Raw genomic sequence first — 21,295 nt, forward strand, 5'->3', positions numbered from 1 at the left:
TTTATTTTATAGATTTCAAGGGTACATAATTAATTGTGTACCCTTTTTGTATGTAACTAAACGTGGGGAAATGACGATGGATCTAAAACAAACATTCGTCATTAAATCCTTTACCGATGTGATGCGAGTACATGGGTTCTTGGGTCAAAACCACAGTGAAGCAGTAGGTGATAATAAGCCTTTAATTGTGCGAGTGGATCAAAAAGAAGAAACACGAACAAAAGCTCAAAACCGTTTAATCCATATGTGGTTTGGTGAAATAGCCAAAAACATGGGTGATACACCAGAGCATGTGAAATTTCTAATGAAAAAGAAATTCTTTGCATCAATTATGGTTCGGGATAATGAAGAATCTAAAGAGCAATATGACTCAGTGATTCAGTTTAAAAAAGTGATTAAACAACTAGATGAGAGTGAGCAAGAACATTATTGGGTGCGGTACAACAATCTGGTGAGAATGTTTGTTAAAGATCACCTAAAAACACATACAGCAACAACAAAACAGCTATCAGAGTTTTGCGACAAGATTCATGACTTTGCATCGATTACTTTGGGGCTACACTTGACGTGTCCTGATGATTTGAAGTGGGCTTTAGAAAAATAGGAGAACATCATGGCGAACCTAACGCCTAAACAGCAAAGGTTTGTCGATGAGTATTTGATAGACCTGAATGCAACTCAGGCAGCAATTCGAGCTGGGTATAGTGAAAAGAGTGCCGATAAAATTGGAAGTGAACTACTAGGGAAAACTAGAGTTTCAGAGGCTATCCAAGAAGCACAAAACAAACGATCTGAGCGTACCGAAATAACACAAGACTATGTTTTAAGTAATATTAAAAAAGTAGTTGAGCGGTGTATGCAGGTTGAAGCTATTGATGGTGAAACTACAACCGAAAATGGTGAGATTGCCCAAGCATTTGTGTTCAAGGAACAGGGTGCTTTAAAGGGCTTGGAGATGCTAGGCAAGCACTTGGGCATGTTCAAAGACAAAGTCGAACACAGTGGTGGTGTTACGGTAACTTCCATTGCTGATCTCATGGACAACATAGGAGACAATGATTTGTAGGAGGATCTATGCTCACAGATAAGCAGAAGAAACTTCTTAAAAATCGTTTTTGGCGTTTAAATCATCTTTATAAAATTGAGGATAAGTCAGGAAAGTGTGTCACATTTAAAATGACACCTGAGCAGTTAGAATACTTTGACAATATGCATGATCGTAATGTCATTCTAAAAGCACGGCAGTTAGGTTTTACTACTGAAATGTGCATCATTCAGCTAGACCTTGCCTTATTTCACCGTAAACACTGTGCTTTGATTGCTCATTCACTCCCTGATGCTGAGCGTCTATTTCGCAATAAAACACAATATGCTTATGAGCGACTGCCTGACGATGTAAAGCAGGCTAATCCAATTGTTAAAGCCAACACCAGTGAGCTTGTATTTAAGAAAGGTGGTAGCGTTACTGTATCAACTTCATTTCGTGGTGGAACGCTGTATAGCTTGCATGTGTCTGAGTTTGGGAAAATCTGTGCTAAGTATCCACAAAAAGCCAAAGAGATTGTCACTGGTGCATTTGAAGCTGTGCCACTCGGTGGAAAGATCACTTTAGAAAGCACAGCAGAAGGTAAGCAAGGTTACTTTTATAACTACTGCCAAGAATCTGAAAAGATGGCTTTGCTCAAAAAGGCTTTAAGTCCCCTAGATTGGAAGTTTTTCTTTTTCTCATGGTGGAAGAATCCACAATATGCGATTGATGTTATTGAGCCATTACCTGAACGGCTAGTGGCTTACTTTAGTGAGTTAGAAGTAAAGCATGGCGTTGTAGTCACTGAACGTCAAAAGGCGTGGTATCACTCGAAAGAAAAAACACTTGGTGAGGATATGAAGCGTGAATATCCAAGTATTCCTGCAGAAGCCTTTGCTCAGAGTGTTGAAGGTGCGTACTACAAGAATCAGTTTAAAGCGATCTATCAAGATGGCCGTATTGGCACATTGCCTGACAACTCACATTTACCCGTAATGACCTTTTGGGATTTAGGTGTATCTGATTCGATGGCTATTTGGTTTATTCGTAAACTTTCAGATACATGTTACCAGGTGATTGATTACTACGAGAACTCAGGTGAAGGTTTACGGCACTATTTCAAAGTACTCAAAGATAAACCTTATAAATATTCTAAACATTACGCACCGCACGATATTAAAAACAGATCCTTATTGAACGATGCAAAGTCACGTCTTGATGTGGCCAAAGAGGGTTACATGATTGATGGTGAGCTGTACTCAGTACGGTTTGAGGTGGTTGAAAGTATTGGTGTGATGGATGGTATTGAACAGACCCGAGAGATTCTTGCTTACTGTGAGTTTGATGAGCATAAGTGTGCTGAAGGTATTTCCCACTTAGAAAATTATCGCAAAGAGTGGGATGACAATAAGGGTTGCTGGAAAGACAAGCCGTTGCACGATCATACATCGCATGGTGCAGATGGTTTTCGTATGTTTGGCGTGGCAATGAATAAGCCGAAAAAAATCACTTCATTAAAAATAGGATTTGCACGATGACAGACGTTTCATTTCAACATCCTGACTATGTTGCCAACTTGCCAATATGGGTCAAGGTTGATGATGTATGTCAGGGTCAATCAAAAGTGAAAAGCAAAGGTGAAAAATACCTTTGCCGTCGTAATAAACATGACATCTCAATTGAAGCTCAAGAACAATATAAAAGCTATTTAGAAAATGCAGTATTTTATGGTGTAACAGGTAAAACGCTAGGTAGTTTAGTTGGTGCACCTTATGCAAAGCTTCCAAACTTTCAACGACCAGATCAACTTGGCTATTTAGACATTAATGCTAATGGTCAGGGTATGAGTGTTTATCAGCTTACACAAACAGCATTACGTTATTTATTAAAACATTATCGCTGTGCTTTATATGTTGATTTCCCTCAAGTACAACCCTCTAAAACACGCCAAGATGATAAACAGAAAAATGCATATGCCATGATGCATGTACTGCCTGCAGTTGCTGTGATCAATTGGGATACTATGATGGTAGGCAATCAGCAGAAAATATGCTTAGTCGTCATTAAAGAGCATGTGACAAGTCGTGCAGATGGTGAGTTTGAAATCACAACTTCAGATCAATATCGGGTATTGCGGTTAGAACAAATAGATGGCCAATATGTTTTTACTGTGCAAGTTTATAAAAATACTGAAAACAGCATGTTTGAGCCACAAGAAAAGTATATACCTACTGATTATGCAGGTAAGACATGGGATTACATACCTTTTACTTTTGTTGGTGCGATTGATAATTCAACGACATTAGATAACCCGCCACTACTTGAATTGGTGGATCTAAATATTGCCCATTACCAAGATTCAGCAGACTTTCAAGAGTCAGTTTATTTTGTAGGACAGCCACAGTTTTCAATGCCAGAAGTAACAGAAGATATGTATGACATCATTAAAAGAGATGGTTTATACATCGGCTGTAAAAATGCATTTCCCACAAAAATTGAAATGGTCCAAGCTCAACCTAATACGTTGGCACAAACAGCCATGGATAAGAAATGGGAGCAAATGAAGGAAATTGGTGCACGTCTGATTGAACAAGGCTCTGCAACAAAAACAGCAACACAAGCCAATAATGATGATGCTGTGCAACATTCAGTTTTATCTTTATGTACAGTCAATATCAGCAGTGCATTTACACAAGCATTGGGATGGATAGCTCGGTTTATGTTGCCAAATAGCGACAGTCTAAACAGTGAAGACCTCATGTTTAGTATCGATCAAGATTTTAGTAAACCTCAGTTTGATCCTGAACGTGCGAAGCAGTTATGGGAAGCGTGTTTATCTAATCGTTATCCGTACAAAGGTTGGTATGAGTATCAGCGTACAGGTGTGGTACCTGATTATTCTTGGGAAGAAGTACAAGCATTGCTTGAGGAAGAACAGGTCAATGCGCCACTTGGTGGTTATCAGCCTAATGGAGTAAGCAATGGATCAGGACAATCTCAATGATCTAATACAACATCAAGCATATCTATATCGTCTGTCTTCAAGTGAAGTCGTGACATTATTAAAGGCATTTGATAGCAATACGAGTCAGATGCTTTCACAATTGAGAGATTTGCTTGATGATTTAAGTGATGCCGAAAAGACGGCATTAATGTCAGGCCAGTACACCACCAATAACCTAAAAGACATTCAAACTCTAATCCAAGAATGGCAACAAAAGTTAAGTACAGTCTTACTTGATGGTTTTAATGTCAGTGCGACAGCATTAGCAATCTATGAGGCACAGTATATTGCAAGAAAGTTTGCAGATCAGGCAATTAAGGCAGATGGAAAAGCTCTAATGATTCAGGTTCAAAATACGCCATTAACGGGTGGTACTTTGGTTGATTCGCTATTTAGTAAGATTACAGTTGATACAAGGCTAAAGGTTGAGAATGTTATCCGTGATGGGATTAACCAAGGACAGACGAATCAGCAAATAATGCAACGTATACGAGGTACAAAGCAGTTTAACTATCAAGATGGATTACTGAATCAGTCGAGAAATAGTATTGATGCCATGGTAAGGACAGCAAGAAGCCACATCTCAAATGTTGCATACGTCAGTACGTTTGAATCACTCGGTGCGAAGTACCTTAAATTTGTATCTGTACTAGACAGCAGAACATCAAAAATATGTGCAAGTCTTGATGGCACGATTTGGAAAGTAGGAGACCCTGATATAAGAAAGCCACCTTTACATCCCCATTGTAGGTCTATTTTGGTGGGCGTAGATGAATCGGGTGAAACGATAGGGCAACGTCCATCCGATAATGGTAAAGACATTAAGACAGTGGATAGCAATACATCATTTAAGGAATGGTTTGCTAAGCAAGATGAAACGTTTCAGAAGAATTGGCTAGGACCTGCACGGTATAATCTATATAAAGATGGTAAGTACACATTGGATAAGTTTTTAGATCCGTTGTCGGGGCAGGTTTTTACGTTGAAAGAGTTGGAAATTCTAGATAACCCCTAATATATTGGTATTTTTTTATATTGGGGTATAAAAATGGTTGGTAATGTAGATATACAAAAGTTAATAGATTTCTTGCAATCTAGTTTGGGGGTGATTTCAGTTGGTATATTGTCTGTACTAGCATTCTATGCAAAAGTTAAAAATGCTGAATTAGTGAAAGATATTTTAGGAATGAGTAAAAGAAAAAATAGAAGAAAACAGCTCCAAAAAATGCTCGAATCTAATTTATTAACAGAGTCAGAAAAATCTATAGTTGAATATGATTTAGTGAAATTTGACTATGAAGATTATCTAAAAACTAGAGGCGAATCATTGCCAGTTTTAAAGGCATTACATAGCTATGAAAATGTTATAGATGCGGTATGGTTGTATAAGCAGTGTAGAAATAGTTTGAAACTTAATACCGAAACTTGGCGATTTGAACCATTAGAAGTAATAGATCAAAAATTCATTAAAAAAGCTCGTAAGAAAAAAACTATAGGTTTAACTATTTATATTTTAATAGTGGTATTAAGTTATGGCGCTTTAGTTTATTCACTAAATTTTATAAAGTTTATTAGTAATCATGCATTTATTCAGATCGGATTAGCTTTTTTTGCTTTATTTTGTATGTTGCTAATCGATTGGATGGGACTAAAAATATTCACCTTTCTATTGAAAGATCATTTCTTAATTCGATTTACAGAAAAAAAATTGAAAGAGAGTAGATCATAAACTTTAAATATTAATTACCACCTTCGGGTGGTTTTTTATTATCCGATAAATTATATTTGCTTTAATAATTAGGAGTGAATATGAAAAAAATAATTTTATGTAGTGTAATGGGTGTGATTGTAGCTTTAGGTGGGTGTGAGAGTAAGGAAAGTAAGCAGGCTAAAATTGATAAAATAACAACAGATAAGGCATTTGAATTTGTAAAGAAGGTTGCAAGCAGTGATTTAATTGACCCATCTTCTGCTCAGTTTCGAAACCTGAAAGGGTATTGTGGTGAGTTGAACTCTAAAAATAAGTTTGGTGGCTATGTTGGCTTTAATCGGTTTATTGTATTGAACGACAAGGCGGTTGTTTTTGAGGATGAGCAGAATATTAGTACTCAAGTTTTTCCCAATGCTTGGAGTAAAATTTGTTCAGAAAAACCAAAGATTGACGCAAATGGAGAGTTAGTATTACCAAATTTCAAACTGCCAGACCCCATTTATAATAAACCTGACCCAAAGTTTGGGGATACATTTGCCACAACAACCCCAACAGGTCCTGTACTTAAAGAAGGTATGTATATATATCCAATATTGCAAATTCATTGTACAGATGGCAGAACAAAATTTTCATTATACTCGATGAAATCTGTCTCTTATTCACTGGACAAGCATGTTGCCATAAGCACTAAGGAGGGTGGTGCAGACATGGTATTAATACCATACTTAGATGATAATGATGGGTATCAAACTTTTGGAAGTAATGAACAGCTATACTCTGTGTTAAAAAGATCAGATAATCTAACAATTAGCTTTAGGGCAAGCGGTGACGATTTTTCTATGCAAACATTTGATTTAAAATCATTAAAAAATGGAATGAGGAAGCAAAAAAACAACTGCAATTGGAATCAATTGTAAAGCAACCTAGTGAAATGCACCCTTTAAATTAGGCGAAAAATGTTCAGCTTTTGGGGTGCAGTCTAAAACGGTGGATTTTTTCTATTCAAGCCAAAAGACATCTTCAAAATTTTCACATAGGCCAGCTTTTTTGAGTTCAATGTAGATAAGTAGGGCGGTATCTACTTTAACAGAGTGCCCTTGTTCAGCTCGTGTTACATAGTTTGATAAAACTCTACTACCACTAACAAAACCACACCTTTTTGATAGTTCGTAAACGCTCAAGCCTGCTTTTTCACGCAAACTAGCAACATTGTTTTTAATTTCCATAATTGCACCACAAGTTGAATTTCACAACATAATAGCACAACAAAAGATAATTACTATTTTTTGTTGTAGCACAATAAAAAGAATTGACACAATAAAAGGTATTATATAAGATGGCTCTACCAAGGTTAATTACCTTGAGACAAGAAAGCCCTTGCAGGCTACCAACCAAAAGCAAGGGCTTATATCTAATCTTTTGGAGAAATAGACATGAATAGTTTAACTCAAATAACTGTACCATTCCATAGTGCCGAACTATATTTAGTTGAGCATAACGGTCAGCCATATACGCCAATGAAGCCAATTGTTGAAGGTATGAGTTTAGATTGGGCTTCACAATTTAATAAGCTAAAACAAAAGTTTGCATCAACTATTGCGGAAATCGCAATGGTTGCAAATGATGGTAAAGAGCGATTAATGATATGCTTGCCTGTGCGAAAGTTACCTGCATGGTTGTACTCTATAAGTCCAAATAAAATTAAACCTGAACTTCGCGACACAGTTATCTTGTACCAAAATGAATGTGATGATGTTTTGTGGGATTATTGGACTAAAGGGCAAGCAATAAACCCAAGAACATCGAAAGAAGAACGTGCACCATTAACAAGTGCTGTAAATTTGCTTGTGGCAAAAACAAAGCATCTCAACTACAGCGATGCATATAAGCTTGTGCACCAACGTTTTAATGTAGAGCATATTGATGAGATACCTTACGATGCTATTTCTATAGCAGTCGAGTATGTTCACCAACTAATTGCTTTATATAGTACAGCCATTAAACCCAATAATGAGATATTTACAAATAATGCTAAAGCATTAGCTCATAGTATGTTTTGGGTCTCAGCTTGGTGGCGGTGCTATTCTGATGCATTTAGATTAATTAATCCAAAAATGGCAGGACACATCAATGATCATTTTATTGATGGAGCGTTCATTGCATCTATTATTTTAGGACAGGATGCAAGAAAGTTAAGTTTACAAGTTCTTGAAGACTTACCTTATGATTTAAATAGTCATGGCAAGATAGATTTTTTTAGAAATAGACAGACAAGATAGTTATTGAAATTAAAAACCACCCTTTATGGGTGGTTTTTTTATGCCTGCTGAAAGCGGATGCCAACAGCGAACCGAGTGGATACTCATTAAATAGTAAAGGTTGGATAACCAAATGAAAATCAAAACAGTTGTTATTGAAGGTAAATCATATGCAGTTTTAAGTGAACAGGGGTTACCTGTTTATGTGCATGATGATGGTAAAGAAGTTGGTTTTGATGCTGTACAAACAGTTGCAAAAATTGGCCAATTGAATGCGGAAGCAAAAAGCCATCGTGAAGCAAAAGAACAAGCAGAAACATCACTCAAAGCATTTGAAGGACTAGACGCAAGTAAAGCAAAACAAGCCTTGCAAACCGTTCAAAACCTTGATGCTAAAAAGCTTGTGGATGCAGGCGAAATTGAGAAAGTGAAAACTGAACTTACCGAAGCATTAAAACAAACGTATGAGCCTCAACTTCAGCAACTCACAACAGAACGAGATCAAGTACAAAACCAATTGCACCAAGAGTTAATTGGTGGTGGTTTTGCTCGATCTAAATTCATTCAAGACAACATTGTAATCCCTGCAGATATGATCCAAGCCACTTTTGGCAATAACTTCAAAATTGAAGATGGCAAAGTGGTGGGTTATGACGCAAATGGTCAAAAACTTTATTCACGCTCACGTCCTGGTGAGTTAGCTAACTTTGATGAAGCATTAGAAACTTTAGTCGGTGGATACCAACATAAAGATTCAATTCTCAAAGGCAATCAATCATCAGGTGGTGGTTTTGGTGGTCAAGGAAGTAAAGCTCATGGCCCGAAATCATTGAGCGAATGCAAAACACAAGCAGAAAAAGTGGCTTACTTAAAACAAGTAGGCGAACAACATTAATTTTAGGAGTTTTTACTCATGCCTTTTGACTTACAGGTATTTAATAAACAAACATATACAGCAATGACTGAAACTATTGCTCAAGACATTGATAAATTTAACGAAAGCTCACAAGGCTCTATTGTTCTTTTGAATAAGCCAACAAATGGTGACTTTGATATTGAAGCATCGTTTAAAAATATCAGTGGATTAGTGCGTCGTCGTAATGCTTATGGTGATGGCACAGTACAAGCCAAAAAGTTAGAGCAACTGTTAAATGTTGCGGTGAAAGTAGCAGCAGGTACACCGCCAATTGAATACGAAAAACAACAATACCTATGGGTGCAGCAAAACCCAGAGTTAGCTGCACTCATGATTGGTGAACAATTAGCAAAAGCTAAACTAGGCGATATGCTAAATGCTGGTTTATCAGGTGCAGCATCTGCTATTGGTGGCAATACAAATGCTGTGGAGGGTGATGGTACATCTGATCCAAGCTTCCGACTGTTAAATAAAGGTGCTTCACGCATGGGAGACCGTTCAGGTGCTTTACGCTCTTGGATTCTCCACTCAACGACAATGCATAATTTATTTGATAACGCATTAACTAATACTGAGAAATTGTTCTCTTACGATGGTATCAATGTTGTACGTGATCCATTTGGCCGTGTATTCGTTGTGACAGATTCTCCAGCATTATCAACCACTGCAAATGCAAACACCTATTACAACACTTTAGGTCTTGTTGAAGGTGCGTTGGTTATTAGTGATAACCAAGACTTCAATGCTGAACTTGTACCAACAACAGGTGGTGAGAACCTCAAATACACCTATCAAGCTGAATGGTCTTATAACGTCGGTGTGAAAGGTTATGCTTGGGATCAAGCTAATGGCGGTAAGTCACCAAGTGACGCAGCGATTGCCACACCAACTAACTGGGATTTAACTGCTTCAAGTATTAAAGATACTGCAGGCGTATTAGTTAAATCTAAATAACCACTATGACGACAAGGCCCCTGAATTGGGGCTTTTTTGTTGGGAGTAACATATGAAAAAGTTATATTTCACAGATGATTTTTCACATGAAAATGTCAAAAAGTTACAAGATGACGGATGGTTACTGCGTAAAGCTTCAGCTTGTCATGCTTCAGACATCGTGGAAGCATGTGATAAAGTGGGTGGTGATGTGCCAAGCCAATATCAAAAAATCACAAATGATGGCTTTATCTCACTCGAACAGTTTGATTTAGTGGTCTTAGATTTAGAAAACACCAAAGATCAATTAGCAACAGTCCAACGTGAATATATTGCTTTTCAAAACAACATTGATGCAATGTTATCTCGCATTGAAGAACTAAAAAATGTGGATTACAGCACGTTAAAGTTGAATGAACTCAAAGATGTACTTAGCCTAAAAGGCATTGAATTTAAATCAGGTGCAACCAAAGATGAACTACTTGCGTTGTTGCAGGGGTAATACTTATGAGCTTTATTTCTATTGATGATGCAAATAGTCTATTAGGGTCAAGCTTTGCACCTGACAGTGATAAAGCTCGTTTAGTTCTGCTTGCCAATACATGGATGAAAAATCAAATTGGTTTTGTGCCTAAAGTAATTTCAGACAATCTTAAAGCAGCATCGTGTGAAATCATCAAAGGCATATTGTCTGGCGACTTGTATTCAGGTCAGGCCGAAAAAGTTTTAAGTAAAACAGTATCTGCACAAACAGGAACCAGCGTTGCCAAAACCTTTGCTGAAAATAGTCGTAAAGTTTCTAAGTTTGAACAAATTGCATTGGCATTGATTGATGCAGAGCAGATCAGAAAGCCGATGTTTACTATTTCAATGACAAGGAATTGATATGCGTGATGATATTCAGTCAGAACTTGCAGAAGCATTTAATGATGATTTAGCTGATGCTGTGCATTCATTTACTTGTGAACGTGTGCAAGGTGGTGAATATAATCCGATTACAGAAACTGTAATGAATGGAAGCACTATTAATTATTCAGGTCGTGGAGTGCTGTTTGGTTCATACCAGAAAGACTTGGTTAAACCTGATAATTATCAATCTGATGATGCAAAAGCGACACTTTTACAAAATGAAGTGACTGCAACACCTGAAATTAATGATATTTGGGTAAAAGCCACTTCACCTACAACATCTGATAGCACAAAAATTACAGCAGATAATGTAACTATAAAGTTGTGGGGCGAGAATAATCGTTTAAGAGTGATAAGTATAGGTAAAGATCCAACGGATAGCATTTGGGTAATTCAGTTAAGGAAGACTTAATACTGTATATTTATACCTATACTTATATCGTTAAATTTGGGGTTCAAGGCATGAGTAAGGTTGATAGAATACAGAACAATTTAGAGTTTTCCGATCCAAGTGAAAAGGATAAGTTTAGTCTCTTTTGCGGTATATTGAGGAATAATCACTTTGAAAAAATAGTTGGAGAAAGGTTTACACTCTGCTTTATTGTTAAGCTTTTCCATGCGTTTAGGTTGGGTGAAAATATAAATGAAATTGTTGGAGAGATAGGGTTTTTAGAGAGTAGTAATAACTTAGGTAGCTCAACAAAACCCCCTTCGCAGTTTAAAAAGAACCCTCTACAAGGATTGTGGCATAAGCATTATGAGCCATCGAATATTGGATCTATGGCTTTGAATATACAAAATCAAATATCAAAAAATAAAGATTTCGATGCAGAGATTTTTGAAATCATTAATAATGAAGCGCTTTCAGTTAATGACAAAATTCAAAAAATGGCTTATTTCTCTGCTACACAACAGTATTTGGATAGAAAAAACACACATTCTATTACTGGAGAGTGGATTATTTATCATAAACATAATAATGAGAACTATTATTTAGATATAGCAAAACACTCCGATGGAGATGAGGTATTAGCTAGTTATATTAAGCACGCTGTACAGGAATTCCCTAGTTTTAAAAATGATCTTCCAATTTTTCAGGAGTAACGATGGGCTGGACAGTAAATCCAAGTGACTTTTCAAAGATGGTTGAATCTGATCTCACTGAAAGACAACGAGCTATTGCATTGACTGCTTTGACAGGTGTGATTTACCAGTCACCTGTAGATAAGGGCGTATTTCGTGGCTCTCACAACTTGAGTATTGGACAACCTGATTATAACTACAACCCAAACAATGCCGATAAGACCGGACAAGCCACCATCTCGAAAGGTATATCTAAACTTAACGGTCTTGTGCCATTTACCACGGTATATATTCAAACCAATGCACCGCAAGCCATGAAGATCGAATATGGTGGATTCACTGAAAAACCCGAAACGCCAAAAACAATCAACGGTTATTCAAAGCAAGCACCAACAGGGCTATACGGTCTTACATTTCAGCTTGTAAAGGAGAAATTTAGATGATGACACTTACACAGGCTCATATTGCAATGATTAGGCGTGTGAGTCAGTTCACTGGCATAGATCAAAACCGTATTTTATACCCACAAAGCAAACAGCCATTTGTTGTACCAACAAACGGTTTATGGTGTTCGGTTGATATTTTTGTAGGTCAATCACTAATCAGTGGTATCGCAGATGGCCCACAAACACGCAGATTATCCATAATACAAATCACATGTTATGCACGACCAAACACAGGTTTGTTAGAGCTAAACAATTTGGCTGATTCGTGGCTAAATCATCTTGAGTATTACCAAACAGGACAGCTTGAGTGCCTAAATGGTGAAATCGCACAAAATGAAAATGCCGACTTTGTGATTCGCTACATTCGAGTGCCTTACCGAGTGAACTAAATAGAAATAAACACTCAGCGCAATTTTGCGCTCAGTCAACTGACCACCTTTGGGTGGTTTTTTTATACCTAACATTTGGAGAATGCCATGAGCTCAGGTGCTCGTATTCAACTTTACTATTGTGCCGAAGATGTACCGGGCACCACACCAAGCACACCAGTTTGGAAAACTGTACGTCGTGTGACAGATGGCCTAACTGAAAATGTAACGACAGCAACATCGGACAGTGTTGCAGATACACGATTCAAGCAAGGTGGTATGGCCACAGAATCAGAAATTACAGGCGAACTTGAAGTTGAGATGTCAGTTGGCTTGTTTGATGATTTCTGGTCAGCAGTTGCTATGAATGATTGGTCTGCTGATGTTTTAAATTTTGGTGGTAATGTGCGTAAAACTTTTACTTTTGTGAAAGTATTTGCAGATATTGGTCAAGTATTTATCTATCGTGGCGTACGCTTCAATCAAGCAACCCTTAGCATTCAAACCACAGGCAAACTGACCAATAAGTTTAGTTTGATGGGTACAGATTTTGAGCGTACTACAGTAAACCCTGTAACCAATCCTCAAGCTGTAGGTGATGCAGTCATTGTATCAACAACCAATGTGGGTGCATTAACAGTCAATGGTCAAAGCGTGGTTGGGACAGCGTGTTTACAATCTGCTGAATTGACCATTAACAATAACCTTGAAGCAATTCGCTGTATTGGTAATCAAAAACTATCTGCTCAAACATATCTTGAAAAGATGGTCGATATTACTTTGAATACATCGTATATGTTTTCTGCTCAATCTGCAGGTTATATCGACTACATCAAATCTCGTGCAACTATGCCGGTTAAGTTTGAAATTGCCGATCCAAAAGGCAATAAGTATGCCTTTGACTTCCCACAGCTTGAAGTTGCAGAAGCAAATCATCCTGATGGTGGTGGTAATGACACCATTACGATCTCAATCAATTACAACCACATCAAAGTGTCGCCAACGATTACACGCACACTTGCTAAAACAGGGGCTTAATAGATGTTGATTAAAATTGAGCAACCGCCTAAAGCTGAGTTTTCACAAACATGGGTGGATTATAAAGATGGTGTGCGTTTATTAATTGCAAGCTCAAATAAGCCTTCATTTAATCGCACATTAGAACTCAGCAACATGCAGGCTGAACAAGAGCTACAAGGCATGAAGCAAGTAACAGATGATACGGCAGAAGGCGCAAAGCTTGCTTTTAATCGTGCTATTTCACACTTGTTACTTGGTTGGACAGGGATTGATTCAGAGCCTAATAAGCCGTTTGAATACAGTGCTAAAAATGCTGAAATTCTATGTACTCAAACTCAAGAATCTTTAGAGATAGCAACATTTGTTGTCAATAAAGCATTTGATCTTGAAAAAGATCGTCAAGCGAGTTTGGCAGAAGAAGTGGGAAAGTCCTCAAGTACTTCGAGTACAGAAAGTACGGCATAACGACTGAACACCAAAGAAAACAACGTGAGGCTTTGGGGCTTAAAGCGCCTGAGCCAATCAAACCAAGTTTTACCGCATCTTATATTTTAGGTGCGTTTAACATTATTTCTCGCTCACGTCGTTATATCGAAGCGATACCTCTTGATCTGTCACTGCAAGATATTCAGGCGTACTTTGAAGTATACGGCTGTGATATTGAAATGGTGGTATTTGTAGAGAGTATCTTTGCTTTAGATGATAAGTTTTTGAAAGATGAGAGGAGTAAGTAGCCCTCGATTGAGGGCTTTCTTATAAAAAGCCCTGTCTTAAAACAACTTTTCCTAAAATAGAGAAAAATTGATCTACTGATTCCTGAGCTGTAAGCCTTATTTCAGGAAATTCAACAGCATTATCCGAGACAATCCTTACCCCGCCTAAAGGTAGGTTATATAGACGCTTGATCATTAGTAAGCCACCGTGACTTATTAGATATATCGAGCCATCACTAATTGTGGTTTTTGATTCATCTATAAGGAGTTTATCATTGTCAATAATTGTTGGTGACATAGAGTAGCCAGAAGAAACGTATGCAAAAAGTGTGTTTAAGTGAATATTATTTTCTCTTAAGCAATCTATTGTAGTTGTAAAAAACTTATCATCAATATTTGTATGTCTATATCCTATCTGAATAAAAGGAATGTGATTTTCAGTAGATTGCAACAAATTAGATAAATCCGTTTTCAAAGCAACGGATAGGCGCTGAATAGTCTCAGCTCTAGGCTTTGATACTCCGCTCTCATATTTAGATATCAAGGCACGAGTTATCCCTGTCATTTCAGATAATTCTTTCTGACTGACTCCAATATTTAGACGTGCTTCTCTAAGTGCAACATGTAGGGGTTTTGAATAATTCATAATAAATTACTTGAAATTATCTAATAATATGGTTTAGTATTAAGTTATTCCAAAATAAGTTGGAGTAATTTAGCTAAATTTGAGTATAGATTATGCAAGAGAATAATGTAAAGACAACATCTATTCGCATGCCAAAAGACCTCGTCGATTGGTTGAATGAAAGAGCAAAAGAAAACTATCGCAATTTCTCATTTGAAGTAATCAAAATTCTTGAAGAAAAACGAAAAGAGAGTGCGAAAGCATGAAATTAACAGACAACAAAAAAGCTCCTGACTTTGGACGGTACGGAGCTTTGATGAAGTCGCAATCTGTAAGGAAAAACAACATGTCTAATTTAACACAAAACCGAGTCAGCACAAATACTCAACCTTTAGCAATTGGCGACTTTTCAATTCGTCAAGATGAAGATGGACGTTATTGTTTACATGATTTGCATAAGGCAAGTGGCGGTGCTGAAAAACATCAACCTGCATTCTTTGTTCGCAACAAGCAAACAAAAGATTTGGTAGCTGAGATTGAATCAGAAAACCACTCTGCAAATTTGCAGAGTGCAATTAAATCAATCAATGGTGGTAAAAATCGAGGTACATACGTTGTTAAAGAAATTGTTTATGCTTACGCAATGTGGATTTCTGCAAAGTTTCATTTAACTGTAATTCGTGCTTATGATGCTATGGTTATGCAGTGGCAAATGAACGATAGAAAAAGTATTTCACCTGAACAACAAGCTCTATTACATGAAATTGTAGACAGACGCTCTAAAGGCGAAAGAAAGATTTATGCTGAAATGTGGTCACGTCATAACCGCCATTTTAAAATTCCACGTTACTCTGAATTATTGGCTATTCACTTTGAAGATGCCGTGAAATATTTAGAAGAAATGGTAATTAAAAGTAAAGTGGAACAAGCCCCGAAATTTGAAGAAAATGAAATGTACGAAAAGATCAGAAGCTTAATTGAAGCGATTCTGAGTCAAAATGGCATGATGAATGATCTATGGAAAGCTTTAGAGTTAATGTGTCCACGTGATATGAGAGATTATGCTAGATATATCATTCGATCTAACGAATTAGCAAGGGAAGTCAGCATTGACCTTAATTATCAAACAAAACAAGGGTTGCCTTTGATTGATGGATATTGCCGAACCATTAATTTTTCAACAGGTATAAGAATGGGCGTGAATCCTAAATGGTTTAATGCACAGTCTTGGTAATTTAAAATTATCTTAACAGCCACCCTTTATGGGTGGTTTTTTATTGCCCAATAAATTATATTTGCTTTAATAATTAGGAGTGAATATGAAAAAAATAATTTTAGGGTGTTTAATTTCTCTTACGGTTAGTAGTGCTTTCGCTGGAACAAAAGTAGACGAGGAACGTATTGATAAATTTTGTAGTGGCATGGCAGACTTTGCCCGTACAATTATGGAATCGCGTCAAACAGATGGGAGTATTTCTAATGATATTCACTTTATTAATGACTTTCCCAATATTAGAGATTCGTTAAAAGATTACTATAGAAATATCGTCTATAGTGCATATGCTGAGCCGAGATGGGAAACAGAGGAAGCGAAGAAAAATGCTGTTAATGAGTTTGCAAATCAGAAGTACTTAAGATGCGTTAAAGTCATGAAAGATGACTAAACTATATTACATGATTAATAAAACCCACCAAACGGTGGGTTTTTTATTGCCTAAAATTTGGAGATACAACTCATGGCAGAAGCTAAAAGCCGTTTGGTTATTGAAATTAGTGGTGAAAATGCCCAAAAAAATGCGGAAGCTTTAGCTGCTGCTTTAAATCAAACAACTAGAAGTGGTAATGATGCAAGTAAGTCAGTTAAAAGCTTTGGTGATAATGCGAATAAATCAACTCAAAATGTTGATGTACTTGCAACTTCAGCTAAAAAACTTGCTGTCATCATGGGTGGGTATCTTTCAATTTCAGAGGCAATTAATAAGTCTGATGCTTACACCAATCTTCAAAATAGATTAAAGCTTGTCACTAAATCCCAAATTGAACTTAGTCAAGCTATGAGCGATACTTTTAAAATTGCTCAAAGTACACGCCAATCATGGGAAAGTGCAGCACAGGTTTATCAAGGCTTTGCCAACAATGCTAAAACACTTGGTTTAAACATGCAACAAACTGCAAGGCTTACTGAGACTGTATCAAAAGCAGTGGCCATTTCAGGTGCAACAACAGCATCAGCAGAAGCAGCCTTAATTCAATTTAACCAAGCATTATCTGCAGGTGCTTTACGTGGTGAAGAATTAAATTCTGTGATGGAACAAACGCCAGCACTCGCCAAAGCAATTGCACAGGGGATGGGGATTACAGTTGGCCAATTAAAAACTGTAGCAGCAACAGGATCTATTACTTCCGAAGCTCTTGTTAAGGCACTAGATAAAGCCAAAGGTTCAGTCGATACCTTATTTTCTAAAACAGATCCAACCATTGGACAGTCATTTACTATCTTGAATAATGAAGTGACAAAGTTTGTGGGTGAAGCAGGCAAAGCGAATGGAAGCGCCAAAGCTTTAGCCGATGGTATTCAATTGATTGCAAATAATTTTAGTACATTTGCTTCACTTGGTATCGCCACTTTAATGGGCTTAATCACCACCCAAATTGTAAAGCAAACTATCTCAATGGCAGGAAGTATTGTTGCTTGGAATACTGAAACACGAGCTGTACTTGCTAACAATGCAGCTAAGATGACAAGTTTGGCAGTTGGTCGTTCTTTACTTGGCATCATTGGTGGACCTGTTGGTTTGGGTGTAACAGTAGCAGCTACTGCTGCAGCTTATTTACTTATGCGTGATAGCACAGATCGATCAACACAAGCATTAATTGAAAACTCAAAATATGCACGACAAAGCACAGAAGATTTGTTAAAACTTCAAGGAGCACAAAAAAGAGGTGCAATTGAGGATCTTTCAGCAACATATGCTGATTTAGCTAAGAAAATGAAAGAGCTGTCTAGTCAATATAATGCTCAGGTCATTGATATACAAAACAGTAATAAAGCAAATTGGCAAGTTGTAGATATCTCAAATAAAGTGCGTCAAGGTGTTATAAGCAAGGCTGAGGCATTTAAGCAGTTAAATAAAATTCAGACAGTAACACCTGAGCAAATCAGTCGCTTAGGTGAGTTATATGATAGTTATGTTGATACAAGTAAGGCGTTGCTCGATGTAAAAGGAAAGCTTGATAGTGTTGGCTCTGGTATGGATAAAACATCAGAATCTACACAAAAAGCAGCTGCAAGCCAAGAGATGTATAATCAAAAGATTCGGGATATGCAAAAGCTAACAGATACTCAGAATCTCAAAACACAATATCAGTTAAATACTGAAAGGTTAAATGGTGGTACTGAGCGTGGTGCTCGTTATGTAGAGTTTATTGTGAAGTGGCGTGAAGACAATAAAATCCCATTTACTCAAATACTCACGAAAGAGCAGAAAAGCATTTCTGATAATCAGTTCAATCTTCAAGAAGATTTGAAAAATCAACAAGAAGACAATAGTAAGGCGATTAAGGAGCAGACAAAAGAAAAAGAGCGTCAATTAGCTCTTGATCTTAGTGCAAATGAGCAACTTGCTAGAGGCTATCAAATATATCAAGCATTTTTAAAAGCTGGTCTAGGAAAAAACCAAGCACTCGCAATGGCTGCTCAAGTTGGTCGTGAGAATGACTTTAATGATAAATATTTATTTGGTTCTCATATTGATGCAAACAATAAAAAAACAAATGTTGGCATGTTCTCATATCAAGGAGATAGAGCAACTGATCTTATACGTGAGTTACGTTCAAAAGACCTGTTGAATGATGATGGTACGATTAAAAACAATCAGAGTGCTATTGATGCACAAGCGAAATTTGCAGTTCGTGAAATTACAACGAACAAATCATACCAGAGAACTAAAAATGCTCTAACTAATGATTCATTGAGTCAATCTGAATTATCTAAGGTTATTGGCACCAATTATGTTAGATGGGATTATAGCGGTAATAAAATTGGTGTTAGTAAAGCAGAGAGTGCAAAAGCAAAGGAGCAAAACTATAGAAATCAGTTAGCAAATATAGTTAATACAAATGGTGATTCAAGTGACCTTGATATTAGTAAACTCGGTGCAGATGAAGATAAGCTCTATCAAATTAAACTCCAGCTTGCTGAAAAGTTTTATACTAAGGATCAAAAGCTACAACAAGATCATGAAAAAGAACTTCGTGATATCCGCTTAACCTACACAGGTTCTGAACAAGCTGAAAAGCTGAAACAATCAGAAGATCAGTTCCAAGCTCAAACACAACTTTCAAAACTTCAATTTGATCAACAAGTCAATGGTTGGGCTTGGGTTGGTGAGCAAAGAATAGCTAAAGATGCTGAGGTTAAAAAAGCGATTATTGATGCATCTACAGACCTTAGTGAACAGCAAAAAACTATTGCTAAACGTGGTATTGATGAGCAGGCATCATATGAGATTGATACCTTTAGGAAAACTCAAGCATTAAAAGTGCAAGAGCTTCAGACAGCAATAAATGATCAACTCGGTAAGGCTCAAGCAGGTTCTATAGAAGCACAAGCACAAGTTAGAGGTGCAATGACACCACAATCACTAGCTATGTGGAACATGCAAAATCAATATAGTAGTGAATTGAGTGCAGCTTCTGATGATCACAATAGCAGTACCCGTAAAATTAACAGCCAGGATAAAAACGGTAAGTATGAAATAGCAGATGCAAACGAAAGATATAAGTTGTTACTTGAGGCTGATGAAGCATATTCAGCACAAAAACTTGCAATCACACAAAAATATGCTAACCAAGAAGATAGCTTAAGGATTGCTCAAACCCAAAGTCAACTACAATTATATAGTCAACTTACAAGCCAAGCATCGGAAGTGTGGGGCTCTATGACTGATATGGTTAAGCAGGCAAGAGGAGAAAACTCCAAAGAATACAAGGCAATGTTCTTAGCACAAAAGGCAATGGCTATTGGTCAGCAAATTATTAATACTGAGTTGGCAGCAGGTGCAACAACAGCCCAAACAGGTATTTTTGGTTTGCCAGCAGCAACTTTGATCCGTGCTATGGGTTATGCATCAGTAGGCCTTATCGCTGCCCAAACTATCGCAGGATTTTCAGATGGTGGTTACACAGGTGATGGTGGTGTATTTGAACCTGCAGGTGTTGTGCACAAAGGTGAAGTTGTATTCTCACAAGCCGATGTTGCACGGCTTGGTGGTGTTTCAACAGTCGAAGGCATTCGGAAGGGTATTAAAGGCTATTCTGATGGCGGTGTAGTTGGTGGATCTGCAAGTATTGCAAGCCAGTTGAGTAGTAATGGTCAACCACAAGGCAATGTGAATATTGAAGTGAATGTAACAGACTCAGGTGTAACAACATCTGGTGCTAGTACAGACAACCAAAAACAACTAGGTCAAATGATTGGTAATACGGTAAGAACGATCATTCAACAAGAACAACGTCAAGGAGGGCTACTGAGTAAGTAGCCTTTTTTATTATCTGGAGAATATTATGAAAGCAATTCAATTCAAGAACGCAGTTGGAGTAGTTGGTAATGATGATGAAGTGTTAAGTCTACTTGGTGGCCAGATCAGCTATGTTGGAACCTGTAAACCACAACAGATAACCATCTCTTATAGACGTAATGACTTCAATGCAGAAATCCACTTTGGCGACTGGATTATTGAGAAAGATAACAAAGAGATAGTTATTCTCAGTCATGATGAATTTTTAGCATTGCATTCAATTAATTTGGAAACGCCAAATTTAAATCAAATTATTCATGATGCGATACAAAAAGTAATACGTGATGAAAAACGTCAAGGGGGCTTATTATCCTAATGAGCAACAGACAATTCACATTCAAATCTGACTTAGATGGCAACTCAAATACTCAAAGTTTTAACGTGGTGTCTAACGTACTTGGTGATGGGTATGAGCAACATACATCTATTGGCATCAACAACCGAAAAGGACAGTGGAACTATCAACGAACTGCGTTAAAAGATGAAATCTTAGCGATTAAAGCATTCTTTGATGACCATAAAGGGGCAGATTCTTTTTTATGGGAATCGCCACTTGATGGCACAGTTCGAGTGAAAACAGATACAAGCTATACGCCTACATGCTTAGGCGGTGCAGTGTGGCGAATCTCAACTACATTTAAACAGCAGTTTTAGTTTTACAACCAAATCAATCCATGCACCGAAAGGTGCTTTTTTTATGCCT

27 protein-coding genes are annotated in these 21,295 nt (G+C 37.3%); 25 read left to right on the forward strand and 2 right to left on the reverse strand.

The features are described from left to right. Positions 1-76: 76 nt before the first annotated feature. The 7 genes from I2F17_RS08915 (at position 77) to I2F17_RS08945 (ending at position 6,659) form a co-directional block, all read left to right on the forward strand. Entirely contained in the window at positions 77-604 is a 528-nt protein-coding gene (locus tag I2F17_RS08915; RefSeq protein WP_211139657.1) for a hypothetical protein, read from the forward strand. Between the two features lie 9 nt (positions 605-613). Further along, positions 614-1,066 (forward strand): terminase small subunit, encoded by a 453-nt coding sequence (locus I2F17_RS08920; RefSeq protein WP_211139658.1) that lies wholly within the window; start codon positions 614-616, stop codon positions 1,064-1,066. Positions 1,067-1,074: 8 nt separating this feature from the next. After that, positions 1,075-2,565, forward strand: a complete 1,491-nt coding sequence (locus tag I2F17_RS08925) for a terminase (RefSeq protein WP_211139659.1) — start codon at positions 1,075-1,077, stop codon at positions 2,563-2,565. Continuing rightward, positions 2,562-4,031 carry a DUF4055 domain-containing protein gene (locus I2F17_RS08930; protein ID WP_211139660.1) on the forward strand — a complete coding sequence of 490 codons (1,470 nt, stop codon included), beginning with the start codon at positions 2,562-2,564 and terminating at the stop codon, positions 4,029-4,031. Before I2F17_RS08925 ends, I2F17_RS08930 begins: the two co-directional genes overlap by 4 nt. Further along, positions 4,009-5,046, forward strand: coding sequence for a minor capsid protein (locus tag I2F17_RS08935; RefSeq protein WP_211139661.1), 1,038 nt, complete (start codon positions 4,009-4,011; stop codon positions 5,044-5,046). The genes I2F17_RS08930 and I2F17_RS08935 overlap by 23 nt, the downstream gene beginning before the upstream one ends. Positions 5,047-5,079: 33 nt before the next feature. After that, positions 5,080-5,760, forward strand: a complete 681-nt coding sequence (locus tag I2F17_RS08940; RefSeq protein WP_211139662.1) for a hypothetical protein — start codon at positions 5,080-5,082, stop codon at positions 5,758-5,760. A gap of 80 nt (positions 5,761-5,840) precedes the next feature. Further along, positions 5,841-6,659: a hypothetical protein gene (locus tag I2F17_RS08945; RefSeq protein ID WP_211139663.1), complete on the forward strand. Its 819-nt coding sequence runs from the start codon at positions 5,841-5,843 to the stop codon at positions 6,657-6,659. Positions 6,660-6,740: 81 nt separating this feature from the next. Here the strand turns inward: I2F17_RS08945 and I2F17_RS08950 are convergent, their stop codons facing one another. Continuing rightward, positions 6,741-6,968 (reverse strand): transcriptional regulator, encoded by a 228-nt coding sequence (locus I2F17_RS08950; RefSeq protein ID WP_211139664.1) that lies wholly within the window; start codon positions 6,966-6,968, stop codon positions 6,741-6,743. A gap of 207 nt (positions 6,969-7,175) precedes the next feature. Here I2F17_RS08950 and I2F17_RS08955 point away from each other — a divergent pair, with 207 nt between their 5' ends. From I2F17_RS08955 to I2F17_RS09010, 12 genes are all read left to right on the forward strand, one after another. Continuing rightward, positions 7,176-8,021 (forward strand): phage antirepressor N-terminal domain-containing protein, encoded by an 846-nt coding sequence (locus I2F17_RS08955; RefSeq protein WP_211139665.1) that lies wholly within the window; start codon positions 7,176-7,178, stop codon positions 8,019-8,021. 112 nt (positions 8,022-8,133) lie between these two features. After that, positions 8,134-8,895, forward strand: a complete 762-nt coding sequence (locus tag I2F17_RS08960; RefSeq protein ID WP_211139666.1) for a DUF6651 domain-containing protein — start codon at positions 8,134-8,136, stop codon at positions 8,893-8,895. An 18-nt stretch (positions 8,896-8,913) separates the two neighbouring features. After that, positions 8,914-9,870, forward strand: a complete 957-nt coding sequence (locus I2F17_RS08965) for a major capsid protein (RefSeq protein ID WP_211139667.1) — start codon at positions 8,914-8,916, stop codon at positions 9,868-9,870. A 52-nt stretch (positions 9,871-9,922) separates the two neighbouring features. Further along, positions 9,923-10,351 carry a hypothetical protein gene (locus I2F17_RS08970; protein WP_211139668.1) on the forward strand — a complete coding sequence of 143 codons (429 nt, stop codon included), beginning with the start codon at positions 9,923-9,925 and terminating at the stop codon, positions 10,349-10,351. A gap of 5 nt (positions 10,352-10,356) precedes the next feature. Then, on the forward strand, positions 10,357-10,734 hold the full coding sequence (locus I2F17_RS08975; protein ID WP_211139669.1) for a hypothetical protein: 378 nt from the start codon (positions 10,357-10,359) through the stop codon (positions 10,732-10,734). Beyond that, positions 10,730-11,170, forward strand: a complete 441-nt coding sequence (locus I2F17_RS08980) for a hypothetical protein (protein ID WP_211139687.1) — start codon at positions 10,730-10,732, stop codon at positions 11,168-11,170. The genes I2F17_RS08975 and I2F17_RS08980 overlap by 5 nt, the downstream gene beginning before the upstream one ends. Positions 11,171-11,220: 50 nt before the next feature. Next, entirely contained in the window at positions 11,221-11,862 is a 642-nt protein-coding gene (locus I2F17_RS08985) for a hypothetical protein (RefSeq protein ID WP_211139670.1), read from the forward strand. 2 nt (positions 11,863-11,864) lie between these two features. Next, entirely contained in the window at positions 11,865-12,284 is a 420-nt protein-coding gene (locus I2F17_RS08990; protein WP_211139671.1) for a hypothetical protein, read from the forward strand. Next, positions 12,281-12,676 carry a hypothetical protein gene (locus I2F17_RS08995; protein ID WP_211139672.1) on the forward strand — a complete coding sequence of 132 codons (396 nt, stop codon included), beginning with the start codon at positions 12,281-12,283 and terminating at the stop codon, positions 12,674-12,676. The genes I2F17_RS08990 and I2F17_RS08995 overlap by 4 nt, the downstream gene beginning before the upstream one ends. Positions 12,677-12,763: 87 nt before the next feature. Then, complete coding sequence (locus tag I2F17_RS09000; protein WP_211139673.1) at positions 12,764-13,693, forward strand: phage tail tube protein; 930 nt, start codon at positions 12,764-12,766, stop codon at positions 13,691-13,693. A gap of 3 nt (positions 13,694-13,696) precedes the next feature. Next, complete coding sequence (locus I2F17_RS09005; protein ID WP_211139674.1) at positions 13,697-14,140, forward strand: hypothetical protein; 444 nt, start codon at positions 13,697-13,699, stop codon at positions 14,138-14,140. A 32-nt stretch (positions 14,141-14,172) separates the two neighbouring features. Next, a complete protein-coding gene (locus tag I2F17_RS09010; RefSeq protein ID WP_211139675.1) occupies positions 14,173-14,409 on the forward strand; it encodes a hypothetical protein in 237 nt (78 codons plus the stop codon). A 19-nt stretch (positions 14,410-14,428) separates the two neighbouring features. On the opposite strand, the gene I2F17_RS09015 is transcribed toward I2F17_RS09010, so the two are convergent. Then, positions 14,429-15,034, reverse strand: coding sequence for an XRE family transcriptional regulator (locus I2F17_RS09015; RefSeq protein WP_211139676.1), 606 nt, complete (start codon positions 15,032-15,034; stop codon positions 14,429-14,431). Positions 15,035-15,126: 92 nt separating this feature from the next. Between I2F17_RS09015 and I2F17_RS09020 the strand changes: the two genes are divergently transcribed. From I2F17_RS09020 to I2F17_RS09045, 6 genes are all read left to right on the forward strand, one after another. Next, entirely contained in the window at positions 15,127-15,279 is a 153-nt protein-coding gene (locus tag I2F17_RS09020) for an Arc family DNA-binding protein (RefSeq protein ID WP_211139677.1), read from the forward strand. A gap of 80 nt (positions 15,280-15,359) precedes the next feature. Continuing rightward, a complete protein-coding gene (locus tag I2F17_RS09025) occupies positions 15,360-16,247 on the forward strand; it encodes a KilA-N domain-containing protein (RefSeq protein ID WP_211139678.1) in 888 nt (295 codons plus the stop codon). Between the two features lie 85 nt (positions 16,248-16,332). Then, entirely contained in the window at positions 16,333-16,677 is a 345-nt protein-coding gene (locus I2F17_RS09030; protein ID WP_211139679.1) for a hypothetical protein, read from the forward strand. Between the two features lie 72 nt (positions 16,678-16,749). Continuing rightward, entirely contained in the window at positions 16,750-20,553 is a 3,804-nt protein-coding gene (locus tag I2F17_RS09035; RefSeq protein ID WP_211139680.1) for a tape measure protein, read from the forward strand. 25 nt (positions 20,554-20,578) lie between these two features. Further along, positions 20,579-20,908 carry a hypothetical protein gene (locus tag I2F17_RS09040; RefSeq protein ID WP_211139681.1) on the forward strand — a complete coding sequence of 110 codons (330 nt, stop codon included), beginning with the start codon at positions 20,579-20,581 and terminating at the stop codon, positions 20,906-20,908. Continuing rightward, a complete protein-coding gene (locus tag I2F17_RS09045) occupies positions 20,908-21,246 on the forward strand; it encodes a phage tail protein (protein ID WP_211139682.1) in 339 nt (112 codons plus the stop codon). The genes I2F17_RS09040 and I2F17_RS09045 overlap by 1 nt, the downstream gene beginning before the upstream one ends. Positions 21,247-21,295: the final 49 nt, after the last annotated feature.

This window comes from Acinetobacter baretiae, assembly GCF_015627105.1.
Classification (GTDB): Bacteria; Pseudomonadota; Gammaproteobacteria; order Pseudomonadales; family Moraxellaceae; genus Acinetobacter; species Acinetobacter baretiae.